Source organism: Stenotrophomonas sp. CFBP 13725, from assembly GCF_014841935.1.
Taxonomy (GTDB): domain Bacteria; phylum Pseudomonadota; class Gammaproteobacteria; order Xanthomonadales; family Xanthomonadaceae; genus Stenotrophomonas.
Genome location: NZ_JACYUV010000005.1, coordinates 1 through 22,082, shown reverse-complemented (window position 1 = coordinate 22,082; position 22,082 = coordinate 1). Strand labels below are relative to the sequence as shown.

At 64.7% G+C, this 22,082-nt stretch carries 24 protein-coding genes; 10 read left to right on the top strand and 14 right to left on the bottom strand.

Translation table 11 applies throughout. From position 1 onward, the window contains the following. Positions 1-26 precede the first annotated feature (26 nt). Positions 27-458, bottom strand: a complete 432-nt coding sequence (locus IFT65_RS10325) for a barstar family protein (RefSeq protein WP_192081383.1) — start codon at positions 456-458, stop codon at positions 27-29. Then, the gene (locus tag IFT65_RS10320; RefSeq protein ID WP_192081382.1) at positions 455-913 is read right to left on the bottom strand and encodes a ribonuclease domain-containing protein; all 459 of its coding nucleotides are present in this window, start codon (positions 911-913) and stop codon (positions 455-457) included. The genes IFT65_RS10325 and IFT65_RS10320 overlap by 4 nt, the downstream gene beginning before the upstream one ends. Positions 914-1,115: 202 nt before the next feature. Here IFT65_RS10320 and IFT65_RS10315 point away from each other — a divergent pair, with 202 nt between their 5' ends. Then, positions 1,116-1,727: a superoxide dismutase gene (locus tag IFT65_RS10315; RefSeq protein WP_188326852.1), complete on the top strand. Its 612-nt coding sequence runs from the start codon at positions 1,116-1,118 to the stop codon at positions 1,725-1,727. Positions 1,728-1,817: 90 nt separating this feature from the next. On the opposite strand, the gene IFT65_RS10310 is transcribed toward IFT65_RS10315, so the two are convergent. Beyond that, the gene (locus IFT65_RS10310) at positions 1,818-2,627 is read right to left on the bottom strand and encodes an endonuclease/exonuclease/phosphatase family protein (RefSeq protein ID WP_192081381.1); all 810 of its coding nucleotides are present in this window, start codon (positions 2,625-2,627) and stop codon (positions 1,818-1,820) included. A gap of 164 nt (positions 2,628-2,791) precedes the next feature. Here IFT65_RS10310 and IFT65_RS10305 point away from each other — a divergent pair, with 164 nt between their 5' ends. Both IFT65_RS10305 and IFT65_RS10300 read left to right on the top strand, forming a co-directional pair. Continuing rightward, positions 2,792-4,354 (top strand): oligopeptide:H+ symporter, encoded by a 1,563-nt coding sequence (locus IFT65_RS10305; RefSeq protein WP_192081380.1) that lies wholly within the window; start codon positions 2,792-2,794, stop codon positions 4,352-4,354. Between the two features lie 7 nt (positions 4,355-4,361). Next, positions 4,362-4,985, top strand: coding sequence for a rhomboid family intramembrane serine protease (locus tag IFT65_RS10300; RefSeq protein WP_192081379.1), 624 nt, complete (start codon positions 4,362-4,364; stop codon positions 4,983-4,985). Between the two features lie 295 nt (positions 4,986-5,280). Here IFT65_RS10300 and IFT65_RS10295 read toward each other — a convergent pair whose 3' ends face one another. Next, the gene (locus IFT65_RS10295; protein ID WP_192081378.1) at positions 5,281-5,457 is read right to left on the bottom strand and encodes a hypothetical protein; all 177 of its coding nucleotides are present in this window, start codon (positions 5,455-5,457) and stop codon (positions 5,281-5,283) included. 190 nt (positions 5,458-5,647) lie between these two features. On the opposite strand from IFT65_RS10295, the gene IFT65_RS10290 reads away from it, so the two are divergent. Genes IFT65_RS10290 through cfa form a run of 3 tightly spaced genes read left to right on the top strand, consistent with a single transcriptional unit; the run spans position 5,648 to position 8,008 of the window. Beyond that, on the top strand, positions 5,648-5,950 hold the full coding sequence (locus IFT65_RS10290; RefSeq protein WP_192081377.1) for a GNAT family N-acetyltransferase: 303 nt from the start codon (positions 5,648-5,650) through the stop codon (positions 5,948-5,950). A gap of 36 nt (positions 5,951-5,986) precedes the next feature. Beyond that, positions 5,987-6,877, top strand: a complete 891-nt coding sequence (locus IFT65_RS10285; RefSeq protein WP_249405131.1) for a DUF3298 and DUF4163 domain-containing protein — start codon at positions 5,987-5,989, stop codon at positions 6,875-6,877. 12 nt (positions 6,878-6,889) lie between these two features. Next, entirely contained in the window at positions 6,890-8,008 is a 1,119-nt protein-coding gene (cfa, locus tag IFT65_RS10280) for a cyclopropane fatty acyl phospholipid synthase (RefSeq protein ID WP_192081376.1), read from the top strand. A 61-nt stretch (positions 8,009-8,069) separates the two neighbouring features. Here cfa and IFT65_RS10275 read toward each other — a convergent pair whose 3' ends face one another. Further along, positions 8,070-10,238: a M3 family metallopeptidase gene (locus IFT65_RS10275; protein WP_192081375.1), complete on the bottom strand. Its 2,169-nt coding sequence runs from the start codon at positions 10,236-10,238 to the stop codon at positions 8,070-8,072. Positions 10,239-10,353: 115 nt separating this feature from the next. Between IFT65_RS10275 and IFT65_RS10270 the strand changes: the two genes are divergently transcribed. After that, complete coding sequence (locus IFT65_RS10270) at positions 10,354-10,812, top strand: glutathione peroxidase (RefSeq protein WP_192081374.1); 459 nt, start codon at positions 10,354-10,356, stop codon at positions 10,810-10,812. Positions 10,813-10,927: 115 nt separating this feature from the next. Here IFT65_RS10270 and IFT65_RS10265 read toward each other — a convergent pair whose 3' ends face one another. The 4 genes from IFT65_RS10265 to sigJ all read right to left on the bottom strand — a co-directional run bounded on the left by IFT65_RS10265 (position 10,928) and on the right by sigJ (position 15,252). Next, positions 10,928-11,707, bottom strand: a complete 780-nt coding sequence (locus IFT65_RS10265) for a ferredoxin--NADP reductase (RefSeq protein WP_192081373.1) — start codon at positions 11,705-11,707, stop codon at positions 10,928-10,930. Between the two features lie 93 nt (positions 11,708-11,800). Beyond that, positions 11,801-13,657, bottom strand: a complete 1,857-nt coding sequence (locus IFT65_RS10260; protein WP_249405137.1) for an ABC transporter ATP-binding protein — start codon at positions 13,655-13,657, stop codon at positions 11,801-11,803. 212 nt (positions 13,658-13,869) lie between these two features. Continuing rightward, positions 13,870-14,316: a carboxymuconolactone decarboxylase family protein gene (locus tag IFT65_RS10255; protein WP_192081371.1), complete on the bottom strand. Its 447-nt coding sequence runs from the start codon at positions 14,314-14,316 to the stop codon at positions 13,870-13,872. 36 nt (positions 14,317-14,352) lie between these two features. Next, positions 14,353-15,252 carry an RNA polymerase sigma factor SigJ gene (gene sigJ / locus IFT65_RS10250; protein WP_192081370.1) on the bottom strand — a complete coding sequence of 300 codons (900 nt, stop codon included), beginning with the start codon at positions 15,250-15,252 and terminating at the stop codon, positions 14,353-14,355. Between the two features lie 261 nt (positions 15,253-15,513). Between sigJ and IFT65_RS10245 the strand changes: the two genes are divergently transcribed. Beyond that, entirely contained in the window at positions 15,514-17,031 is a 1,518-nt protein-coding gene (locus tag IFT65_RS10245) for a FumA C-terminus/TtdB family hydratase beta subunit (protein WP_192081369.1), read from the top strand. Positions 17,032-17,218: 187 nt separating this feature from the next. Here the strand turns inward: IFT65_RS10245 and arsC are convergent, their stop codons facing one another. The 3 genes from arsC to IFT65_RS10230 all read right to left on the bottom strand — a co-directional run bounded on the left by arsC (position 17,219) and on the right by IFT65_RS10230 (position 19,330). Beyond that, positions 17,219-17,560 (bottom strand): arsenate reductase (glutaredoxin), encoded by a 342-nt coding sequence (gene arsC / locus IFT65_RS10240; protein WP_192081368.1) that lies wholly within the window; start codon positions 17,558-17,560, stop codon positions 17,219-17,221. Further along, positions 17,560-18,714 (bottom strand): phospholipase A, encoded by a 1,155-nt coding sequence (locus tag IFT65_RS10235; protein ID WP_192081367.1) that lies wholly within the window; start codon positions 18,712-18,714, stop codon positions 17,560-17,562. Before IFT65_RS10235 ends, arsC begins: the two co-directional genes overlap by 1 nt. Before the next feature lie 130 nt (positions 18,715-18,844). After that, positions 18,845-19,330 carry a DUF456 domain-containing protein gene (locus IFT65_RS10230; protein ID WP_192081366.1) on the bottom strand — a complete coding sequence of 162 codons (486 nt, stop codon included), beginning with the start codon at positions 19,328-19,330 and terminating at the stop codon, positions 18,845-18,847. Positions 19,331-19,561: 231 nt separating this feature from the next. Between IFT65_RS10230 and IFT65_RS10225 the strand changes: the two genes are divergently transcribed. Next, positions 19,562-19,765 carry a cold-shock protein gene (locus IFT65_RS10225; RefSeq protein WP_188326869.1) on the top strand — a complete coding sequence of 68 codons (204 nt, stop codon included), beginning with the start codon at positions 19,562-19,564 and terminating at the stop codon, positions 19,763-19,765. Positions 19,766-19,863: 98 nt separating this feature from the next. Here IFT65_RS10225 and IFT65_RS10220 read toward each other — a convergent pair whose 3' ends face one another. Next, positions 19,864-20,352 (bottom strand): glycine zipper 2TM domain-containing protein, encoded by a 489-nt coding sequence (locus IFT65_RS10220; RefSeq protein ID WP_192081365.1) that lies wholly within the window; start codon positions 20,350-20,352, stop codon positions 19,864-19,866. Positions 20,353-20,537: 185 nt separating this feature from the next. Here IFT65_RS10220 and IFT65_RS10215 point away from each other — a divergent pair, with 185 nt between their 5' ends. After that, positions 20,538-21,332, top strand: a complete 795-nt coding sequence (locus tag IFT65_RS10215; RefSeq protein WP_192081364.1) for a tRNA threonylcarbamoyladenosine dehydratase — start codon at positions 20,538-20,540, stop codon at positions 21,330-21,332. Between the two features lie 114 nt (positions 21,333-21,446). Here the strand turns inward: IFT65_RS10215 and IFT65_RS10210 are convergent. Further along, the coding region (locus tag IFT65_RS10210) for a transposase (protein ID WP_192081363.1) at positions 21,447-22,082 on the bottom strand (636 nt) is incomplete at its 5' end.

Genomic DNA, 22,082 nt, shown 5'->3' with positions numbered 1-22,082 from the left:
CGCTACCGACGCACACGCGGGTGCCGTCACCCGGCGTTGGGATCCGGCGCGGCGGAAAGAAACACCCACATCGGCACATCCTGCCCCAGCCAGAACTGGCTGGCCTCGTCCAGGATATCCAGCAACGTGTCGAAGCTTTTGCTGTCCTGTGCGCGCAGTGCGTCGATGCGGTCGAAGAACAGGGCATGGCCCGTTTTCGAGCGCAACCACTGCAGGTCACGCAGGTTGTCCGCCAGCGCATCCCAGTTGCCACCGAAGCCGGCCGGGAAATCCAGCTGGGCCGACAGCCGCGCCAGCAACGTGCGCTTGTCTGCCACACCCTGCAGATCGATGCGGCGCACCTGCAACCCGGCATCGCGCATCGCCGCAGCCAGTGCCGCTTCGTCGCCTTCGGCTATCGCATAGACGCCGGCATTGTTGATGTCGTGCAGGCCGAGACCGAATGCATCCTGGCTCATCGTGTGGTCTCCCGCGCCGGGACGCTGAAGCTGCGGAACGACGCGTAGTGGTCGCTGGTGTAATACCAGCCGTCTGGCGGATCACCGCCGGTGATGATGCGGCGCGCGCCACGGTTCGAGGAGCCAGGCGTGCGCACCGTGTACTCGCGGTAATAGCCGCGCGGACGCTGCGGCAACTGCTGCTCGCGGTTGCCGAAGGTGCTGCCATCCTGCGCATGCGGGTAGGGGCCTCCGCGCTGGATCAGCGCGATGGTGTCCCGCGCCTCGCGCGGCAGGAACGACGGCAACGCGTCGTGCGTACTGCCACTCGCTTTTGCATCGGAGGCGGCCGGTGCGCCAGGCGCCGACAAGGAGGGCGCGAACTGCGGCTTGGCCGGGCGCTGCAGGTAGTGATTGCCGATCAGGCCCAGCAGCAGCAGGCCGATGGCGGTGATCAACAGCCGGGGGTTGCGCATGGTGGCGACGGAGAAAGGGAGGAAGGGGAATATCGTAGCGTCTGTCCGCTGCACCGGGGATGAGACGGCGGCTGTCGCACCACGGTCACCTGCAGGACGAAGTTTCCTTTACATCCCACTTGGTAATCTTCACGCCTGTCCCCATCCTTTACTGCGCACCGCCCGGCAGTCGCCGGGTCCCCAAGTTACAAGGAGATGCACCATGGCCTACACCCTGCCCAAGCTGTCCTACGCCTACGATGCCCTGGAACCGCATATCGATGCGGCCACCATGGAAATCCACCACACCAAGCATCACCAGACCTACATCAACAACGTCAACGCCGCGTTGGAAGGCACCGAGTTCGCCGATCTGCCGGTTGAAGAGCTGGTGAAGAAGCTGAAGTCGCTGCCGGAAAACCTGCAGGGCCCGGTGCGCAACAACGGCGGCGGCCATGCCAACCACTCGCTGTTCTGGACCGTGATGGCCCCCAATGCCGGTGGCAATCCGGTGGGCGACGTGGCCAAGGCGATCGACGCCGATGTCGGTGGTTTCGACAAGTTCAAGGACGCCTTCACCAAGGCCGCGCTGACCCGTTTCGGCAGCGGCTGGGCGTGGCTGAGCGTCACCCCGGACAAGAAGGTCGTGGTGGAAAGCACCGGCAACCAGGACAGCCCGCTGATGGAAGGCAACACGCCGATCCTGGGCCTGGACGTGTGGGAACACGCGTACTACCTGAAGTACCAGAACCGTCGCCCGGATTACATCGGCGCGTTCTTCAACGTCATCGACTGGAACGAAGTCGAGCGCCGTTACCAGGCCGCGATCGCCTGATCGCAGTTGCTGGGTGAAACGCAGGGGCCGTGCAGCGATGCGCGGCCCTTTTTTGTTGCTTGTGGGGCAGCGAGGGTCACTGCCGATGCATCAGCCTGCCGGACTCTGCAGCCTCAGCACCGCCATGACGCCCAGCGGCAGCAGGGGCTGCTCGCCTTCCGCGGCCAGGTCGACGCGTTGTTGACGCCGGCCGCTGAACGACTTCACCTGGAACAACACATCCAGGCCATGGCTGCCTTGGCTGCCATTGTTTCTGTCCGGATGCGCGGACGGATTTCGCCGCGAGGGCTGGAATCCGGGCATACCCCGCACCACTTCACTGCTGCCTGCGCCGAAGTCGCCCACGATCAGGCTCGGATGTCCTTCCGCCGTGGCCGCGATCCAGGCCATCAGGTCGTTGGCCTGGTGCTGCCGGTTGGCGGCCGAGTCCGGATCCGTACGCAGCCGCGCCGCATAGATGTTGACCTGGGTCTCGCCCAGTGCCACCCGCATCATGCCGGCCGCGCTGTAGGGTCCCGGCGGATGCAGCAGGGTCACCCCGTCTTCTTCGACCCGCAGGCGGCTGAGCAGCGCACTGCCATGGCGTTCTGCCTGGCTGGGCGGATCGGCGGTAATGAAATCGCAGCTGTAACGCAGGCGGCTGGCCAACCAGCAGGCCGGATTGCGTCGACCCTCCTGCAGTACCTGTTGTACCGAGATGACATCCGGCCGCAGCGTGGACAGCAACTGCGCGATGGCCTCCCGGCGCGCCAGCCAGGCCGGATCATCCTGTGCGGGAAGATGCAGGGTCGCCACAGTGAGCTCGGGAACCGGCGCGGACGCGGCAGGCTGCGCACGTAATGCCAACGGAGTCAGCAGAAGGCCAAGGCAGAGCAACACAGGGGAGGGCAGGGCGCGCATAACGATAAGTTTACGCTTGTGCCGTGCAGGTATCGTGACCCCGGATCTACCATAGCTGCGCCTGCCACGCTTCCATTCGCGTGTCATGCAGCCCTGCAGCGTGCGCAGGGCTGGCCCATTCCGGTAACCTTGGCGCTTTCGTGTCCGCAGGAAAGCATCACAGGATGAGCCATAACGCAGCCGCCCCCGCCGGCAAGGGCACCATGCCGCGCCAGATTCCCTACATCATCGGCAACGAGGCCTGCGAACGGTTCAGTTTCTACGGGATGCGCAACATCCTGGTGCAGTTCCTCATCACCTCGCTGCTGCTGCAGGAGCTCACCGCGGAAGGGCGCGCCGGTGAGGCCAAAGACATCATGCACAGCTTCATGATCGGCGTGTATTTCTTCCCGCTGCTCGGTGGCTGGCTGGCCGACAAGTTCTTCGGCAAGTACCACACCATTCTGTGGTTCAGCCTCATCTACTGCCTGGGGCACCTGTGCCTGGCGCTGTTTGAAGGCAGCCGCGGAGGCTTCTTCTTCGGGCTTGGGTTGATCGCGCTCGGTGCCGGTGGCATCAAGCCGTTGGTTGCCTCGTTCATGGGCGACCAGTTCGACCAGAGCAACAAGCACTTGGCGAAACTGGTGTTCGATGCCTTCTACTGGATCATCAACTTCGGCTCGCTGTTCGCCTCGCTGCTGATTCCGTTGGTGCTGAAGAACTGGGGCCCGCAGTGGGCCTTCGGCATCCCCGGCATCCTGATGTTCATCGCGACCTTCGTGTTCTGGCTGGGGCGCAAGCGCTACGTGTTGACCCCGCTGCCGCCGAAGGACCCGCATTCCTTCTCCAACGTGGTGCGCACGGCACTGACCGCGCGCGTACCGGGCCGCGGTCGCCCCGGCCTGGCCATTGCGGTGGCCGGCATCGTGCTCGCGGTCGCCTCGTTCGGCCTGGTGGGATCGCTGGGCATCGTGATCTGCCTGTGCCTGGCGCTGGTGGCCATCCTGGCCGGCATCGGCGGCGGTACGTGGATGCAGCTGGATCGCGCACGCAGCGTGCATCCGGCCGAGGCGGTGGAGGGCGTGCGCTCGGTCCTGCGCGTGCTGGTGATCTTCGCGCTGACCACCCCGTTCTTCTCGCTGTTCGACCAGAAAGCATCCACGTGGGTGCTGCAGGGGCAGCAGATGGAGATGCCGAGCTGGTTCACCGCCTCGCAGATGCAGGCGCTGAATCCGCTGCTGGTGATGATTCTGATCCCGTTCAACAACCTGGTGCTGTACCCGGCACTGCGTCGCTTCGGTTTCGAGCCGACCGCGCTGCGCCGGATGACCGTGGGCATCGCCTTCAGTGGTCTGGCGTGGATCGTGGTGGGTGGCATCCAGGTGGTGATGGACGGCGGCAACGCGATGTCCATCTTCTGGCAGATGCTGCCGTATGCGCTGTTGACCTTCGGCGAAGTGCTGGTCTCGGCCACCGGCCTGGAGTTCGCCTACAGCCAGGCCCCGCAGGCGATGAAGGGCGTGGTGATGAGCTTCTGGAACCTGACCACGACGATCGGCAACCTGTGGGTGCTGCTGTCCAACGCCGCAGTGCGCAACGATACGGTGACCCATCGGATTGCCAGCACGGGCTTGAGCGAAGCCGCTTTCCTGATGTTCTTCTTCGCCGGCTTTGCGTTCGTGGCGGCACTGGCCTTCGGCTGGTATGCACGCCGTTACCGCATGGTCGACAACTACCGCGCTGCCTGAGCCTGACATGACGCCCGTAAATCTTCTCCTGATCGCCATCACCGTCATCGTGTCCTGGATGGCATTCAACAACCGCAAGCTGGCGGACCGGCTGATCCTGTGGCCGCCGGCGGTGGACCGTCATCGTCAGTACGACCGCCTGATCACGTATGGCTTCCTGCATGCGGACTGGCCGCATCTGATCTTCAACATGATCACGTTGTTCTTCTTTGGTGGTCAGATCGAAGGCTTGATGGTGCGGTTGTCAGGCAGCTATCTGACGTATCCGGCCTTCTATCTGGGGGCGCTGGTGATTTCCATCCTGCCGAGCTACATCAAGAACCAGAAGAACCCGAACTACCTGAGCCTGGGTGCATCGGGCGCGGTGTCGGCGGTGCTGTTCGCCTTCATCCTGCTCAGCCCGTGGACGCGCATCTTCGTGTTCTTCATCCCGGCACCGGCGATCCTCTACGCGGTCTTCTATGTCGGCTACAGCATCTGGATGGACAAGCGCGGTGGCGATCAGGTCAACCACAGTGCCCACTTGGCCGGCGCCGCGTTCGGCGTGTTGTTCATGCTCGCGATGCAGCCCAGCATCTTCAATCACTTCCTGACCGAGCTGGCGAACCCGCGCTTCGGCCTCGTCGGCTGACACGCGTGCGGGTAGAGCCGACTTCAGTCGGCTGCGCAGGAAACAGCGGTAGAGCCGACTTCAGTCAGCTGGGCGGAGAAACCAGCGGTAGAGCCGACTTCAGTCGGCTGGGCAGGAAACAGCGGTAGAGCCGACTTCAGTCGGCTGCGCGGAGCGCGTGCAACATCAGCCGACTGAAGTCGGCTCTACCAGGGCAGGGCGCGTGCAACGTCAGCCGAATGAAGTCGGCTCTACCAGGGCGGAGCGCGTGCAACGTCAGCCGACTGAAGTCGGCTCTACCCTCGGGGTCTGGCGGTTACCGTGAGGCGGTGTCTACGCCATAGGTATCCAACAGGCGGGTGAAGACTTCCTCGCCGATCTGCTGGAACTGACGGTCGTCGGTATGGCCTTCCACGGCGAGTTGCAGCAGCCCTTCCAGCAGGGTGGCATCGCTGGCTGTTCCGTCGGGGGCCGGGGTGGGGGAGTGGCGCATCAGAACCTCCTTGGTACGGGGGCGGGGTGCAGCGGCAAGCCACCCCATCGACCCTGTGAGCGGCCGCGCGGCGGTTTTCTTTAGCGTGGCCGCCTGCGACCCCACCAAACCCCTTGCCCCTGTTCAGGCTTCACACGATCATGGCGGCTGGCTGCGCACCATCGGCAGTGCCGCCCAAGGAGTAAGGTCCATGGCTTCGGTCACGCCCCCCGGATTGGCCTATGAGGTCGACCATGATCTGGCCGGCCACCGCTTCACCGCCCGTGTCCGCGGGCATCTGGCGTTGCTGGAGTACCAGCTGAAGCGCCGCCGCATGGTGATCACCCATACGGAAGTGCCCGAGGCGATCGGGGGCCGCGGTGTTGCCGGCGAGCTGACCAGGGTGGCGCTGCGCTGGGCGCGCGAGAACAAATACAAGGTGGTCCCCGCCTGCGCATACGCAGAGGCGTTCTTTGACCGCCACGAGGAGTTTCATGACCTGTTGGCCGGATGACCCGGCAAGGTCCGTTCTAGCAAGGGAACCACAGTGATGTTGTCTGAAAATCAGGGGAAATGCATGGAGCCGGCACCGCGCCGAATTCTCACCGCCTCGCTGCTGAGCCTGGCGGTCACCGTCGTGCTGCTGGCCGGCTGCGGTCGCCAGGGCGATGCAGACGGCACCGCGCAGGCACCGGCGTCGTCGGCGGAGAGTGCCCTGCCTGCGCCGGTGGCCGAGGCCCCGGCCGACGCTCCGGTTGCGTTGACCGATGTCATCGAGACCAGCGGACAAGCGGTGGTAGGCATCAGTTATGCCGCCGGGCTGGATCGTTACCCCGGTCTGGCCAAGGCGTTGCAGGATTACGCCGCCGCCGCGCGTGGCGAGCTGCAGCAGGCGGTGGACGGGTTGGGTAACGACAAACCGAGCATGCCGTACGAGCTGTCACTGGCCTTCGAGAAGCAGTTGGAGACCGCTGACCTGGTCGTGGTCAAAGCGGAGGGAAGCCGGTACACCGGCGGGGCGCACGGCGAACCCTTGGTGGCACGCTTCGTCTGGCTGCCGCAGCAGGGCCGGATGCTGACCGCCGATGAGCTGGTGGCCGATGCGAAGGGATGGAAAGCGATCAGCGATCACGTGGCCGACCAGCTGCGCGAGCGCGTGGCAACCCGCCTGAGCAGCGAGGACATGGAGCCGGGCGAACTGCAGGAGTCGTTGCGCAGCGCATCGCGGATGATCGCCGATGGCACCGGCGCGAAGGCGGACAATTTCCGTCAGTTCGAACCGCTGACCGACGCCAGCGGCAAGGTCACCGCGCTGCGGTTCGTGTTCCCGCCCTATCAGGTGGGACCGTATTCCGAAGGCACGCAGACCGCCGACGTGCCGGCGGCCGTACTCGCGCCGCTGGTCGCGCCGGAGTACGCCCCCTTGTTCGCGCACGGCTGACCGGGGGACAGGGTGGACGCGGCGCTGCAGGCACGTGTCACCACCCTCCTGCATGACGCCGGCATCGAGGTCGGCGGGCCATGTGGACACGATATCCAGGTGCATGACCGGCGCTTCTTCGCGCGGGTCATCGCCGGTGGTTCGCTGGCGCTGGGCGAAAGCTACATGGACGGCTGGTGGGACGCGCGCCAGCTTGACGGTCTGCTGCTGCGTTTGATGCAGGCGCATCTGGACCAGCGCGTGCAGGGATGGCGCGACCTGGCCGATGCAGTGCGTGCACGGGTGCTCAATGCGCAGGCGGGGCAGGGCAGCTACGAGGTCGGTCGGCGACATTATGATCTGGGCAATGATCTCTACCAGGCGATGCTGGGCCGACGCTTGGTTTACAGCTGTGGCTACTGGCCCAAGGCGCGCGACCTGGATGCCGCTCAGGAGGCCAAGCTGGACCTGGTGTGCCGCAAGCTTGGCCTGCGCCCAGGGCAGCGTGTGCTGGACATCGGCTGTGGCTGGGGCGAGGCACTGAAGTTCGCCAGTGAACGGTATGGCGTGAGCGGCGTCGGGGTGACCATCTCCGAGGAGCAGGCGACGCACGCACGCGAGCTGTGTGCGGGGCTGCCGGTGGAGATCCGCCTGCAGGACTATCGCCAACTGGACGAACGCTTCGACGCGGTGTTTTCGATCGGCATGTTCGAGCATGTCGGCGTGCGCAACTACCGGCATTTCTTCGACGTGGCACGGCGCTGCCTGGCACCGGACGGATTGCTGTTGCTGCACACCATCGGCGGTAATGTCAGCCGCTATCGCACCGATCCCTGGATCGCCCGCTACATCTTCCCCAACTCGATGCTGCCATCCGCCGCGCAGATCACCCGCGCATTCGAAGGACGCTTCGTGTTGGAGGACTGGCACGGTTTCGGCACGGACTACGACCTCACCCTGCAGGCGTGGCGAAGCAACATTGAAAGCGCGTGGGCGTCGCTGGATCCCCGGCGTTACGACGAGCGGTTCAAGCGGATGTGGCGGTTCTATCTTGCTGCGTCGATGGCCAGCTTCCGCTGTCGCCACGCCCAGTTGTGGCAGCTGGTCCTGTCGCCTGATGGCGTGCCGGGTGGTTACACCGCGGCACGTTGAAAAAAAATCGCCCGGTTTCCCGGGCGATTCTGGTCACACGTTACGTTTCACGCTGAGTCGCTCAGTTGCCAGCGCCGGTCAGGCCACGCTTCTCCAGCAGCGGCTCGATCTGCGGCTCGTGGCCAGCAAAATCGCGGAACAGCTGCATGGCATCGACACTACCGCCGCGCGACAGCAGGGTCTTGCGGAAATGGTCACCGTTCTTGCGGCTGAGGCCGCCGTTCTCGTTGAACCACTTCTGGGTGTTGGCATCCAGCACTTCCGACCAGATGTAGGCGTAATAGCCGGCCGAGTAGCCGCCCATGATGTGGCTGAAGTACGGGGTCTTGTAGCGCGGCGGAACCGGCGCGTAGAAGATGCCGTCCTTGACCAGCGCATCGGCTTCGAACTTCATCACATCCGCTGGCGCCGGCACCTGGTCGGCACTGATCTGGTGCCAACGCTGGTCGAGCATGGCTGCACCCAGATACTCGGTGGTGGCGAAGCCCTGGTTGAACTTGGCAGCCGCCACGACCTTGTCCAGCAGCGCCTGCGGCATCGCCGAACCATTCTGGTAGTGCTTGGCGTAGTTCTTCAGGATGACCGGATTGTCGGCCCACATTTCATTGACCTGCGAGGGGAACTCCACGAAGTCGCGCGGCACGGCGGTGCCGGAGAAGTACGGGTACTTCACATCGGAGAACATGCCATGCAGGGCGTGGCCGAACTCATGGAAGGTGGTGGTCACTTCGTCCCAGGTCAGCAGCGTCGGCTTGCCGGCCGGCGGCTTGGGGATGTTGAGGTGGTTGGCCACCACCGGCTTGAAGCCGGTCAGTTCGGACTGGGACACATACGAGTTCATCCACGCGCCACCGCGCTTGGACGCGCGCGCATACGGGTCGAAGATGAAGATCGCCAGCTGGCTGCCATCGGCATCGAACACGTCATACACGGTGACATCGTCGTGGTACACCGGCAGGTCGGTGCGCTGCTTGAAGGTCAGGCCGAACTCCAACTGCGCGGCATGGAACACGCCGTTTTCCAGCACGTTCTTCATCTCGAAGTACGGCTTCAGCTGCGATTCGTCGAAGTTGTACTTCGCCTGGCGCACCTTCTCGCTGTAGAACGCCCAGTCCCAGGCTTCCAGCTTGAAGGTCGGCTTGCCGGCGGCCTTCTGCTCCTGGTCGATCATCGCCTGCAGGTCGGCGGCTTCGCGCTTGGCATTGGCCACGGCGGCCGGTGCCAACTGGCCCAGCATCGCATTGACCGCTTCCGGCGTCTTCGCGGTCTGGTTGGTCAGGTTGTAGGCGGCGAAATTCGGGAAGCCCATCAGCTTGGCCTTGTCGGCGCGCAGCTGCATGATCCGCGATACCAGGGCGGTGTTGTCGAACTCACCGCCGCGGCTGCCGCGGGTCGTCGATGCCTCGAAGATCTTCTGGCGCAGCGCACGGTTGGCCAGGTTGGTCAGCGGCGGCTGGCCGGTGGTGTTGAGCAGGGTAATCACGTACTTGCCGTCCAGGCCGCGTGCCTTGGCGGCTTCGGCAGCGGCGCTGATCTGCTCCTGCGACAGGCCGTCGAGTTCCTTGACGTCATCCACGGTGAGCGCTGAGGCATTCACTTCGGACTGCACGTTCTGGCTGAACTTCGTGCCCAGGTTGGCCAGCTCGGCATTCATTTCCTTGAGCTTGGTCTTGTCCGCCTCGGACAGCTTGGCACCGGCGCGGACGTAGTTCTCGTAGTACTTCTCGACCAGGCGCACGCCCTCGGCGTCCAGGCCCAGCTTCTGGCGGCCGTCGTACAGCGCCTGGATGCGGGCGAACAGCTTGCCGTTCAGTGCGATGGTATCGCTGTGCGCGGCGAAGCGGGCCGAGTAGTCAGCCTGCAGCTTCTTGCGCGCATCGTTGGTATCGGCACCGACCAGCGAGAAGAACACGGTGGTGGCACGATCCAGCGTCTCACCGCTCTTTTCCAGCGCGATCAGCGTGTTTTCAAAGGTCGGCTTGGCCTTGTTGTTGGCGATCGCCTCCACTTCCTTCAGCTGCTGCGCCATGCCGGCGTCGAAGGCCGGGGCGAAGTCGCTATCGGTGATCTTGTCGAACTGCGGGTAGTGCAGCGCAAGGGGGCTGTCAGCGAAGAACGGGTTGGCCTGCTGTGCGGCAGGGCTGGCTGCCGGGGTGGCGGCGCCGGCCGAATAGGCGGGCAGGGCAAGGCCGAGGGTCATGGCCACGGCAAGGGCAAGGCGGGTGGTCAAGGTCAGTACTCCACGAAAACAAGTCCCCGAGGGTAACCCGGCGTTGAACGGGGCGGCTTGTGTCGAAAGGCATGGACGTTCAGGCTGGGCTGTCTCCTTTCCGGACCGGACCGCCATGGGCAGTGCCTACGACTTCGACATCACGACCCTGGAGGGGGAAACGTACGCGTTGTCCCGGTATCGCGGTCAGCCCTTGCTGCTGGTCAACGTGGCCAGCCGCTGCGGCTTCACCCCGCAATACGCGGGGTTGGAACAGCTATGGCAGGAGCGGCGTGGACAGGGGCTGGTGGTCATCGGCTTTCCGTGCAACCAGTTCGGCGCGCAGGAACCGGGCGACGCCGCGCAGATCCGTGCCTTCTGCTCGCTGGAGTATCCGGTGACCTTCCCGCTGTCGGCCAAGATCGACGTCAACGGTCCGCACGCCGACCCGCTCTGGCAATGGCTGTCCACGCAGAAGCGTGGCGTGCTGGGCACCGCGCGTATCAAGTGGAACTTCACCAAGTTCCTCATCGACCGCGAGGGCCAGGTCGAGGCACGCTTTGCCCCGACCACGAAGCCGGAGCAGATCTTCTGAAACGTGAAAAAGGGGACGGAGGGGATTAAGTCGCATCTGGCCCATGGGCCAGATGCGACTTAATCCCCTCCGTCCCCTTTTTCAGAGTTGGCCGGCCGCTTCCGCCGGCTTCTGCTTATTTTTCGACGAAGGCGCGTTCGAAGACGTAGTGGCCGGGGCTGCCGATGCGTGGGGAGACCTGGAAGCCCTTGGCATCCAGCACCGTACGCAGGTCAGCCAGCATCTGCGGGCTACCACAGATCATGGCGCGGTCGTTGGCCGGATCAAGTTCCGCAAGGCCCAGCGTGCGCTGCATTTCGCCGCTCTCCATGAGCGAGGTCAGGCGGCCCTGGTTGGCGAACGGTTCGCGCGTGACCGCCGGGTAATACAGCAGCTTGTCGCCGATCATCTCGCCCAGGAACTCATGCTCGCGCAGCTCCTTCTCGAAGTAATCGCGGTAAGCGAGGTCCTTTTCGTAACGCACGCCGTGGGTCAGGATCACCTTGTCGAAACGCTCGTAGGTTTCCGGGTCCTTGATGATCGACAGCCACGGTGCCATGCCGGTGCCGGTGCCCAGCAGGTACAGGTTCTTGCCCGGGTGCAGGTCGCTGATCAGCAGCGTGCCGGTCGGCTTCTTGCCCACCAGCACCTTGTCACCCGGTTTGATGTGCTGCAGGCGCGAGGTCAGGGGGCCGTCCTGCACCTTGATGCTGAAGAACTCCAGGTTCTCTTCCCAGTTCGCGCTGGCGATCGAGTACGCACGCAGCAGCGGGCGCGCTTCAGTTTCAAGGCCGATCATCACGAACTGGCCGTTCTCGAAGCGGAACCCGCTGTCACGGGTGAGGGTGAAACTGAAGTAGGCATCGGTCCAGTGGCGGACCTCAAGCACCGTCTCGGCGCCGAAAGCAGCAGACATGGGGGTAGCGTATCCAGGAAATCGTCCGCGCCATTCTACCTCAAATGAGACAGGTTCTCATTGAGGGAAATGAGAGTCGTTCGTGATGGTCGCTCAGCGGTAGCCAGCGGCCTGCAGTTCGAACAGTTCGGCATAGCGGCCACCCTCGGCCATCAGCTGCGCATGGCTGCCACTGGCCTCGATCCGACCATCGGCCAGCACCAGGATGCGGTCGGCCATGCGTACCGACGAGAAACGATGCGAGATCAGCACTGCCGTACGCTGTTCGGACAGTTCGCGGAAGCGCTGGAACACCTCGTACTCGGCCCGCGCATCCAGCGCCGCGGTAGGCTCGTCGAGGATCATCACCTGCGCTTGGCGCATGTAGGCACGGGCAATGGCGATTTTCTGCCACTGGCCGCCCGACAGGTCCACACCCTGTTTGAAGCGCCGGCCGATGACCTGTTGGTAGCCGCCCGGCAGTGCCTCGATGACATCGGCGGCCATGCCACGGCGGGCGGCCTCGCGGATGCGTTGTTCGTCATCCAGCGCGTCGACCTGGCCCACGCCGATGTTCTCGCCGGCGGTCAGGTTGTAGCGCACGAAGTCCTGGAAGATCACCCCCATGTTCGCCCGCAGATCGTCCAGGTCGTAGTCGCGCAGGTCACGTCCGTCCAGCAGGATGCGCCCTTCATCGGGGTCGTACAGACGGGCCAGCAGTTTCACCAGTGTGGTTTTGCCTGCCCCGTTCTCACCCACCAGCGCCAACACTTCGCCAGCGTGCAGCTGGAAATCCAGATGGCGCACCGCCCAGGTCTCTGCATCCGGGTAGCGGAACCCCACGTCTTCGAAGACGAAGCCCTGGCGGATCGGGCGCGGTATCGGCACGGCATCGGCGCGGCTGTGGATCTCCGGTTGGATCTGGAAGAACGTGAACAGGTCATCCAGGTACAGCGCCTGGCTGGCGACCTGCGAGAATCCGATCAGCAACCCTTCCAGCAGTTGCCGCAGGCGCAGGAAGCTGCCGGCGAGGAAGGTGAGGTCGCCGATGCTGAAATCGCCGCGCACCGTGCGCCATGCGATGTACGCATAGGCGGTGTAGTAGCCCAGCGTACCCAGCGCGGCCAGCAGCGTGCCCCATATCGCACGGCGCCGTGCCAGCGTCCGGTTGGCCAGGAAGAAGCGGTCGGCGAGCAGCTTGTAGCGGTTGATCAGGAAGCGGTGGAGGTTGAAGATCTTCACCTCTTTCGCGGTCTCGACGCTGGCGCCCACCTGACGCAGGTAATCCAACTGACGGCGCTCGGGCGTCCACTGGAAATTGAGGCTGTAGCCGGCGGCGTTGAAGTGCGACTCGCCGATGAACGCCGGCACCAGGGCGAGGGCGAGCAGCACGATCAGCCAAGGCGCATACACCAGTAGGCCCACGGCAAGGCTGGCCACGGTGATCGCATCCTGTACCTGGCCGAACAGCTGGCTCATCAGGTTCATCCGGCCCATGGTCTGGCGCCGCGCACGGTCCAGCTTGTCCTGCAGTTCCGGGTCTTCGAAGTCTTCCAGGTCCAGCGATGCGGCGTGCTCCATCAGACGCACGCTGGTGACATTGGTGAACAGCTCCGACAGCAGGGCATCGGCGTAGCTGACGATGCGCCCCAACAGGTCCGACGCGATCGCCAGGCCGAACTCGAGCGCCAGCAGATACAACAGCGGATTGAGCAGGCCGCTGGCGAGGGCATCGCCGAAAGGCGGGAAGCCGGCATCGTGCTGGCTGAGCTGAACCGCCGAGTCGATGATGAGCTTGCCGACGTACAGCATCGCCACCGGCAGCAGCGCGCGGATGATGCGCAGGCCAAGGCTGGCACTGGCCAGGCCCGGACTGGTCTGCCACACCTGGCGCAGGAACGGTGGCAGGTTGCGCATGGCGGAGAAGCGCTGGCGCAGGCTGGGGCGGGCGGACGCGGGGATATCGGGCATGCCGGTAGTGTGCGCCGTCATGGCGTGACGAGGGTATAGCCGACCGGTAGAGCCGCCGGGTAGAGCCGACCGGTAGAGCCGACCGGTAGACCCGACTTCAGTCGGCTGCGTTGCCCACAGCCGACTGAAGTCGGCTCTACCCGTGGGCTCTACGGGTCGCCTCTACCCGTCAGCGCAACCCGTCGGCGCAGCTGGCCGGCATCGCAGCGGGCTTAAGCCAGCGGCGGCAGCAGCCCGGCGCCCAGCCGGTTCCATGCGTTGATCACGGCCACCGCCATGCTCAGGTCGCTGATCGCCTGCTCATCGAAATGCGGTGCCAGCGCATTGAACGCGGCATCGGACGGGGCACCGTCGGGCAGCCGGGTGAGGGCCTCGGCCCAGCCCAGGGCTGCGCGCTCGCGTGCATCGAAGAAGCGGCTCTCGCGCCACGCCGCAACGGTATCCAGCTTGCGCAGTTCGACGCCAGCTTTCCGCAGCGCTGTCGCGTGCATGTCCAGGCAGTAAGCGCAGCCGTTGATCTGCGAAACGCGCAGGAACACCAGCTGCTGCAGCTCACTGTCCAAGGTGCTGCCATGGACCGTACGGCTGACCGCCAGCAGGCCGTTATAGGCGTCGGCCGACAGGCGGGTGTAGGGAACGCGCGGGGTGGTGTTACTCATGCCAAGGCTCCAAGGGCGCGCCGGAATGGCCGCCTCTCATGCCAAAGACGCGTCGCCATCGCGCGCTGTGACAGCCCCGCGCAATTTATTTGGATTCAGCACGCTGTACACCGCACTGATGCGATCGTCTTCCACCACGATGGTGGTGACCGACTGCAGCCGCGTACCGTCGAAACGCAGGATGGCCGGCTCGCCGTTCACTGTCCCCAACTGCGCCGGCAACGCACCACCGCGACGCGCGATCGCCCAGTACAAGCGACCGATGCGTTCGGCGCCCAGCAGGGGGCGGAGTGCGGCGGTGACCACGCCGCCGCCATCGGAGACATGCCGGGCGTTGGCATGCAGCAAAGCCTGGATCGCTTCGCTGTCGCCGCGCTGGGACGCGTCCAGGAAGCGCGCGAGCAGGCGGCGATGCTGTCCGGCATCGGCGCTGAAGCGGGGCCGGCCTTCCTGCAGGCGCCTGCGCGCCCGATGCACCATCTGCCGGCAGTTGGCCTGGCTGTGCCCCAGCAGGGCGGCCACCTGCGGGTAGTCCTGGTCGAAGACCTCCTTCAGCAGAAAGGCCGCGCGCTCTTCCGGGGCCAGTTGCTCCAGCAACGCGAGGAAGGCCAGTGATACGTCTTCGGCCACGGCATGCACCTGCGCCGGATCGGGCTCAGGTGGCAGGTCGAGGGCGACATGCAGGGGTTCGGGCAGCCAAGGGCCCACATAGTCCGTGCGTTGCCGCTTGACGGCGCGCAGGCGGTCCAGCCCGAGCCGGGTGGTTGCGGTCACCAGCCATGCGAGCGGATCGACGATGTGGGCATGATCGGCGCCGGCCCAGCGCAGCCACGCATCCTGCACCACGTCCTCGGCATCGGCACGGCTGCCCAGCAGGCGATAGGCCAGCGCCAGCAGGCGGGGGCGGTGCTCATGGAAAGCGGATTCGGTGCTCATGGACCCAGGACGCGGCGGCGGCATGCGGTGTGACAGCCATGGCGGCAAGTGAAGCACGGTTCGCGTTTGCAGGATGGCGGGAGTCGGCCGTCGCGGTTGAACGTAGAGCAACCGACTGGTAGAGCCGACTTCAGTCGGCTGCCTTGCCCACAGCCATCCGGTCGGCTCTACCATCGGCGCGAACGGTTGAAGCCACATGCGCGGGCGCGCGGGGGTAAAATGGGCGGATTACCCCGCCAGCCCCCAGCAAGCGAGCAGCCCGTGACATCGATCAAGCAGGAAGACCTCATCCAGTCCATCGCCGACGCGTTGCAGTACATTTCGTACTACCACCCGGTCGACTACATCAAGAGCCTGTCCGCTGCCTACGAGCGCGAGGAATCGCCGGCGGCCAAGGAAGCGATGGCGCAGATCCTGATCAATTCGCGGATGTGCGCCGAGGGCCACCGGCCGATCTGCCAGGACACCGGCATCGTCACCGTATTCCTGGAAATCGGCATGAACGTGCGCTGGGACGACGCCACGATGGGCGTGGAAGACATGGCCAACGAAGGCGTGCGCCGTGCCTACAACCATCCAGACAACAAGCTGCGCGCTTCGGTATTGGCTGATCCCGCTGGCAAGCGCACCAACACCAAGGACAACACTCCGGGCGTGGTGAACGTCAAGGTGGTGCCGGGCAATACGGTGGACGTCATCGTCGCGGCCAAGGGCGGTGGCTCGGAAGCGAAGAGCAAGTTCGCGATGCTCAATCCCTCCGACTCGATCGTCGACTGGGTGTTGAAGACGGTGCCGACCATGGGCGCTGGCTGGTGCCCACCGGGCATGCTCGGCATCGGCATCGGCGGCACGGCCGAAAAGGCGATGCTGTTGGCGAAGGAGTCGCTGATGGAGCCGATCGACATCAACGAGCTGAAGGCACGCGGAGCGTCAAACCGCGCCGAAGAGCTGCGCCTTGAGCTGTTCGACAAGGTCAATGCGCTGGGCATCGGCGCGCAGGGCCTGGGCGGCCTGACCACGGTGCTGGACATCAAGGTCAAGGACTTCCCGACCCATGCGGCGAACCTGCCGGTGGCGATGATTCCGAATTGCGCGGCGACCCGCCATGCGCACTTCACCCTGGATGGCAGTGGTCCGGTGATGCTGGACCCGCCGTCGTTGGCCGACTGGCCGCAGATCACCTATGACGCATCCAAGGGCACGCGCGTTGACCTGGATACGATCACCCCGGACGACGTGGCCAGCTGGAAGCCGGGCCAGACCCTGCTGCTCAACGGCAAGCTGCTGACCGGGCGCGACGCAGCGCACAAGCGCATCGTGGAGATGCTGGACAAGGGCGAGCCGCTGCCGGTGGACCTGAAGGGACGCTTCATCTACTACGTCGGCCCGGTGGATCCGGTGCGCGACGAAGTCGTGGGCCCAGCCGGCCCGACCACCGCAACGCGGATGGACAAGTTCACCCGTCAGGTGCTGGAACAGACCGGCCTGCTGGGCATGGTGGGCAAGGCCGAGCGCGGCCCGGCGGCGATCGAGGCGATCCGTGACAACAAGTCGGCCTATCTGATGGCCGTGGGCGGATCGGCGTACCTGGTGTCCAAGGCGATCAAGGCTGCCAAGGTGGTGGGTTTCGCCGACCTGGGCATGGAAGCCATCTACGAGTTCACGGTGGAGGACATGCCGGTGACCGTGGCGGTGGATTCCACCGGCGAATCGGTGCACATCACCGGCCCGCGCGAATGGCAGGCCCGCATCGGCAAGATCCCGCTCGTGGTGGTGTAAGCCACCACGCCCGCAATGCGCGTGCATTCCACGGTAGCGCCGAGCCACGCTCGGCGAGCGCAGCGGCCTCGCGGCAAGGATCCGTACGGTAGCGCCGAGCCATGCTCGGCGAGCGCAGCGGGGTTTTTGCAGAGCCAGGGCAGCCGACTGAAGTCGGCTCTACCAGGGCGGCTCTACCCGCCAGCACTCAAAGGATGTCCAGCACCCGTTCCGGCGGGCGACACAGGCGCGTGCCCTTGTCGGTGATCACGATGGGCCGGTTGATCAGGCGCGGATGGGCGGCCATTGCCGCCACCAGAGCAGCTTCGTCCGCACCGGACAGCCCCAACTCGGTGAACAGCGGTTCCTTGCTGCGCACCAGTTCCAGCGCGCCCAGCCCGGCATCGTCGAGCACCCGGCGCAACGTCGCCGCATCGGGCGGTGTCGCCACATAGTCCACGATGACCGGCTCCACGCCGGCATCGCGGATCAGCTTCAACGCACCGCGCGAGTTGCCGCACGCCGCGTTGTGCCAGATCGTCACCGCCATCAGAACCATTCCAGCAGCGACACACCCACGCCGATGTAGGTGGCCTTGTGGTTGTAGTCGATCATGCTCTCGCCATAGCCGTCGAACACCTGCACATGGCCGCGCAGCAGGTTGCTGATGGGGAAGCCATAATCCAGCTGCAGCGCGCCGTGCGAGCGGTCGCCGCCGCGCAGCGAGTGGCGGGCCAGCAGCGCGACCTCGTGGCCCTTGTGGTTCCAGACCAGGGTGGCATCGCCACGGCCCATGTAATCTTCGATGTCCGGATTGTTGTCTTCGCTGCGCGACTCGGGAATGCGGTACCACGGACGCAGGGTCAGGGCCCAGTTCTCGCGGTCCAGGCCGACACTGACGATCACCCGGTTCCAGCTGCGCGAGAACGGATCGGAGCGTCCATTGGACTGATGGTTGACGCCGATCGTGCTCATCCGGCCACGCCAGCCGCCGATGGAATAACCGTTGCGGAACACGGCCATGACCTCCGGCTCATAGTTCGTTTCGCGGAACGGTCGCGAGTTGTCCGCGTTGTAGGCCTGCCAGCGCGAACTCTGCGTGTAACCGGCCCAGATATCCCCGTTGTCGCCGAACAGGTTCTCGACGATCTTGGTCTTGAAGCTGAGCTGGAACTTCAGCTCGTTGCTGTCCAGCAGCTGCGGCGTGGTCACCGTGTTGGCCGGGTTCGGCGACTGCGGCATCAGGTTCTTGTCGCTGGTCCAGAAGGCGGGCAGCAGATAGACCGGCTTGTAGGCGCGCAGCTGGAAGGGGCCGAGCTTGGAAGCCTCCGCCAGTTCCCAGCGGCTGTCCAGCAGCGAGCCGCGACCGGCATTGGCCACCGCTTCATCGTGCGGGGCGGGGCGAAACAGATCGCCCACGCGCGAGCGGATCTTTTCCTCGCCCTCGCTCACCCGCACGGTCTGGCGTTCTTCGCGACGGTCCTGCTTGGCCGCTTCGGCAGCCGCGTCGGCCTGCGCGGTGGTTTCCTGGGTCGGACCGAACAGCTGGTCATAGCACGCAAGGCGCGCGGCATCGACGGTGATGGCGGCGCAACCGGTGGGCGTGGTCGCTGCAGAGGAAGTGAACTCCTGCGCGGCCAACGGCGCGCTGGCCATGGCGAGCACCAGCGGGGTGATGCGGGGAAAGGGAGAGGTGAGGGTCATTGCTGCGGGCCCTTGCACAAGAGGCGAAGTAAGGAGAATGGGCGACAGTGTGCTGCCTGCGGTGCATGCAGGCCAGTACCGGCGGCGATATGCCCGCCACTATCGTGAGGTGACCGTGAAGGCGGTGCGTTCAGAGGAACCAGGCAAACGCGAACAGGCCCAGCATCGCCACCACCAACGCAAGCTTGAGCGCGAGGCCCAGCAGGATACCCAGCCAGGTGGACAGCCCCACGCGCGTAGAGCGGCCGAGTTCGCGGGTATGCCAGTACTCCCCCAGCAGCGCACCGACCAACGGGCCGAGGAACAGGCCGATCGGCATGAAGAACAACCCCGCGATGCTGCCGACGAAGGTGCCCCACAGCGCTTTGCGACTGGCCCCCACCCGCTTGGCACCGACGACCGTCGCCAGGATGTCGACCACGAAGGACAGTACGGTCAGCAGGGCCAGCACGAGCAGGGTGGGCCAGCCGACATGGACGAATCCGTCAGCCCATGCGGCAAGCAGCAGGCCGAGAAAGACAAGCGGGATACCCGGTAGGGCGGGCAGGGCAATGCCCGCGATGCCGACAACAACGAGGAGTGCCGCTAGCAGGTACAAGATGAATGAAAGGTCCATGCTTATCCGTAGGGAGGTCGAAATGGTCTTGACACCCGGCAAATCTACCCGTTGCAAATTCGTTTTGCTCGGGTTAAGTTGACCTCGCTGAGCTTGGCAAGGTCACCGTGGATCGTGGCCTGGTGTTGGTGGATCGTCACGAACCGCTGCATCGTTGCACCTCGCTTCCCCCTTGCTGTCAGCCGCCTGCCAGGGCGTATCCAACAACAAGACAGTCAGGGAGTAGGCAAGATGAGTGAGAAGGGCACCGTCAAGTGGTTCAACGACGCCAAGGGCTTTGGTTTCATCAGCCGTGAGAGCGGCGAAGATGTGTTCGTGCACTTCCGTGCGATCGAATCCCAGGGCTTCAAAAGCCTGAAGGAAGGTCAAGAGGTCGAGTTCGAAGTCGTGACCGGCCAGAAGGGTCTGCAGGCGGACAAGGTGAAGCCGCTCTAAGCGCGCACCGCACATCCTGCGGGAGAGACACCAGAAGGGCCCGCTCGCGCGGGCCCTTCTTTGTTTTCATCCGCTTGGAATGCAGAGCAGGCGGTCGATCAGCGCAGGATCACGCGGCCATTCACGACACGAACGTACGTGTTCTCGCGGATGCCGGCCAGGTCACGCTGGTTGACCACGATGGTGCGCCCGTCGTCCATGCGCACCGAGATGTCGTAGGTATCGCTGGTGACGTTCTTCTGGATCTGGTTGCCTGCCAGTGCACCACCGACCGCGCCTGCTGCAGCGGCGATGTTCTTGTTGCCGCGGCTGCCGCCGGTGTGGTCGGAGATCTCATGGCCGGCAACGGCGCCGACGATGCCACCCAGCACGGCGCCGGTGGCGGTCGGTGCCGCGCGGCCGGAGGCGACGGTGTTGATGCGGGTCACGATGCCGCAGTCCGCACAGCGATTGGTGTTGTAGTTGCCGCCGCTGTTGCCATAGCTGTTGTTGTTGTTGTAACCGCCGCCGCCGTAACCCGGGGAGGTGGCACAACCGGCCAGGGCGAGCGTGGCAATGGCACTTGCGGCGATGAGCTGGATCTTCATGGTGGTTCTCCTGGCCAGAATGAGGTGGTGGAGCGTCTGGTGCGCGTGGGGGGATCGTCCTGCTTTGAACGTGAACGGAGCGCCAACCACGCCAGGTTTAGATGGCTGGCGGATGAACCGTTTCCGCTTGGCCCCTCGAATGAGCGGGATGCGAGGGAACGCGCGAGCCGCTTTACACTATGCCGATGAATGAATCGATCAAAGAGCGCTTCGCCGGCGTTGAACGGCTGTATGGGCGGGGTGCACTGGAGACGCTGCAGGCACGCCGGGTCGCGGTGGTCGGCATGGGAGGGGTGGGCTCGTGGGTGGTGGAGGCACTGGCGCGGTCGGCCGTGGGCCACCTGACGCTGATCGACGCCGATGACATCTGTGTCTCCAACACCAACCGGCAACTGCCCGCGCTGGAAGGCAACTACGGCCGTAACAAGGCGATCGCGATGGCGGAACGGTGTCACGCCATCAATCCTGCCATCGACGTGGCCGCGGTCGAGTCGTTCTTGACCCCTGCGAACATGGCGGACCTGCTGGACCACGGATTCGATCTGGTGATCGATGCCTGTGACAGCTTCCGGGTGAAGGTGGAAACCATCGCCTGGTGCCGCCGGCGCAAGCTGCCGCTGCTGACCGTGGGCGCGGCCGGTGGACGCACCGACCCCACCCTGGTGCGCGTGCGTGATGTGTCGCGCACCGAGCACGATGCCATGTTGGCGATGATCCGCAAGAAGCTGCGCAGTGAGTTCAATTTCCCGAAGAACGCGAAGCGCTACTTCGGCGTCCCGGCGGTGTATTCGCTGGAGAACGTGCGTTACCCGCAGGCCGATGGCAGTGTCTGCGGGATCCGGCCGAACCTGGGCGCCGATGCGGCGATGAAGCTCGATTGCGGTGCCGGGCTGGGTGCAGCCACCCACATCACCGGCGCCTTCGCCTTCGTTGCCGTGGCCAAGGCACTGGAGATGCTGCTGGCCCCGGCAAAGCCGTAACGACCGCCGCCATCGGCGGCATGAGCCAGTTGGTGCGATCCGGGCGGCGCGATCCAGGTGGCGCGACCCAGGCGGGGTGATCCGGGCGGCGCGATCCAGGTAGCAACTGTGTTGTCAGGCGGAGGCCATCATGGCCTCCGCGTCGCGTTTGCGGGCATTCAGGATGACCAGCATTTTGCGCATAACGGCAACCAGGGCAACTTTCCCCGGCTTGCCTTTTGCTTTCAGGGATTTAAAGAAGTGACGTAATTGCGGCTCATACCGGCAGGCTGACAAGGCGGCCATGTAGAGCGCTTGTCGTACGACCGCGCGGCCGCCCGTGATGCGTCGATGCCCCTGCCAGGAGCCGCTCTCGCGGTTCATGGGGGCTACGCCGACCAAGGCGGATATCGCCTTGCCACTCAGCTTTCCCAGCTCTGGCAGTTCACAAGCAAGCGTGGTCATCACAACGGTGCTCACGCCTTTCATCTCCACCAAGCTGTTCCAACTGGGCTGATTCCTGAGCTGTTCGGCGATTGCCTTGTTCAGCACGCGGATCTGCTCGTTCAAGTACTCCAGTTGGCTGTTCATCATCACCTGGAGAACTGGCTCGCTGAATGCACGCATGCGCTGCTTTTCACTGCTACGCATCTGCACTAGATGACGCCGGCGCAGTGAAAATTCAGCTAGTTTGCGCTGCCACGGCGCTGCTGGTGTATATCGAGTGTGCTTCAACAGGTGTGCCATCTGGGCCAGCACCATCGCATCGAT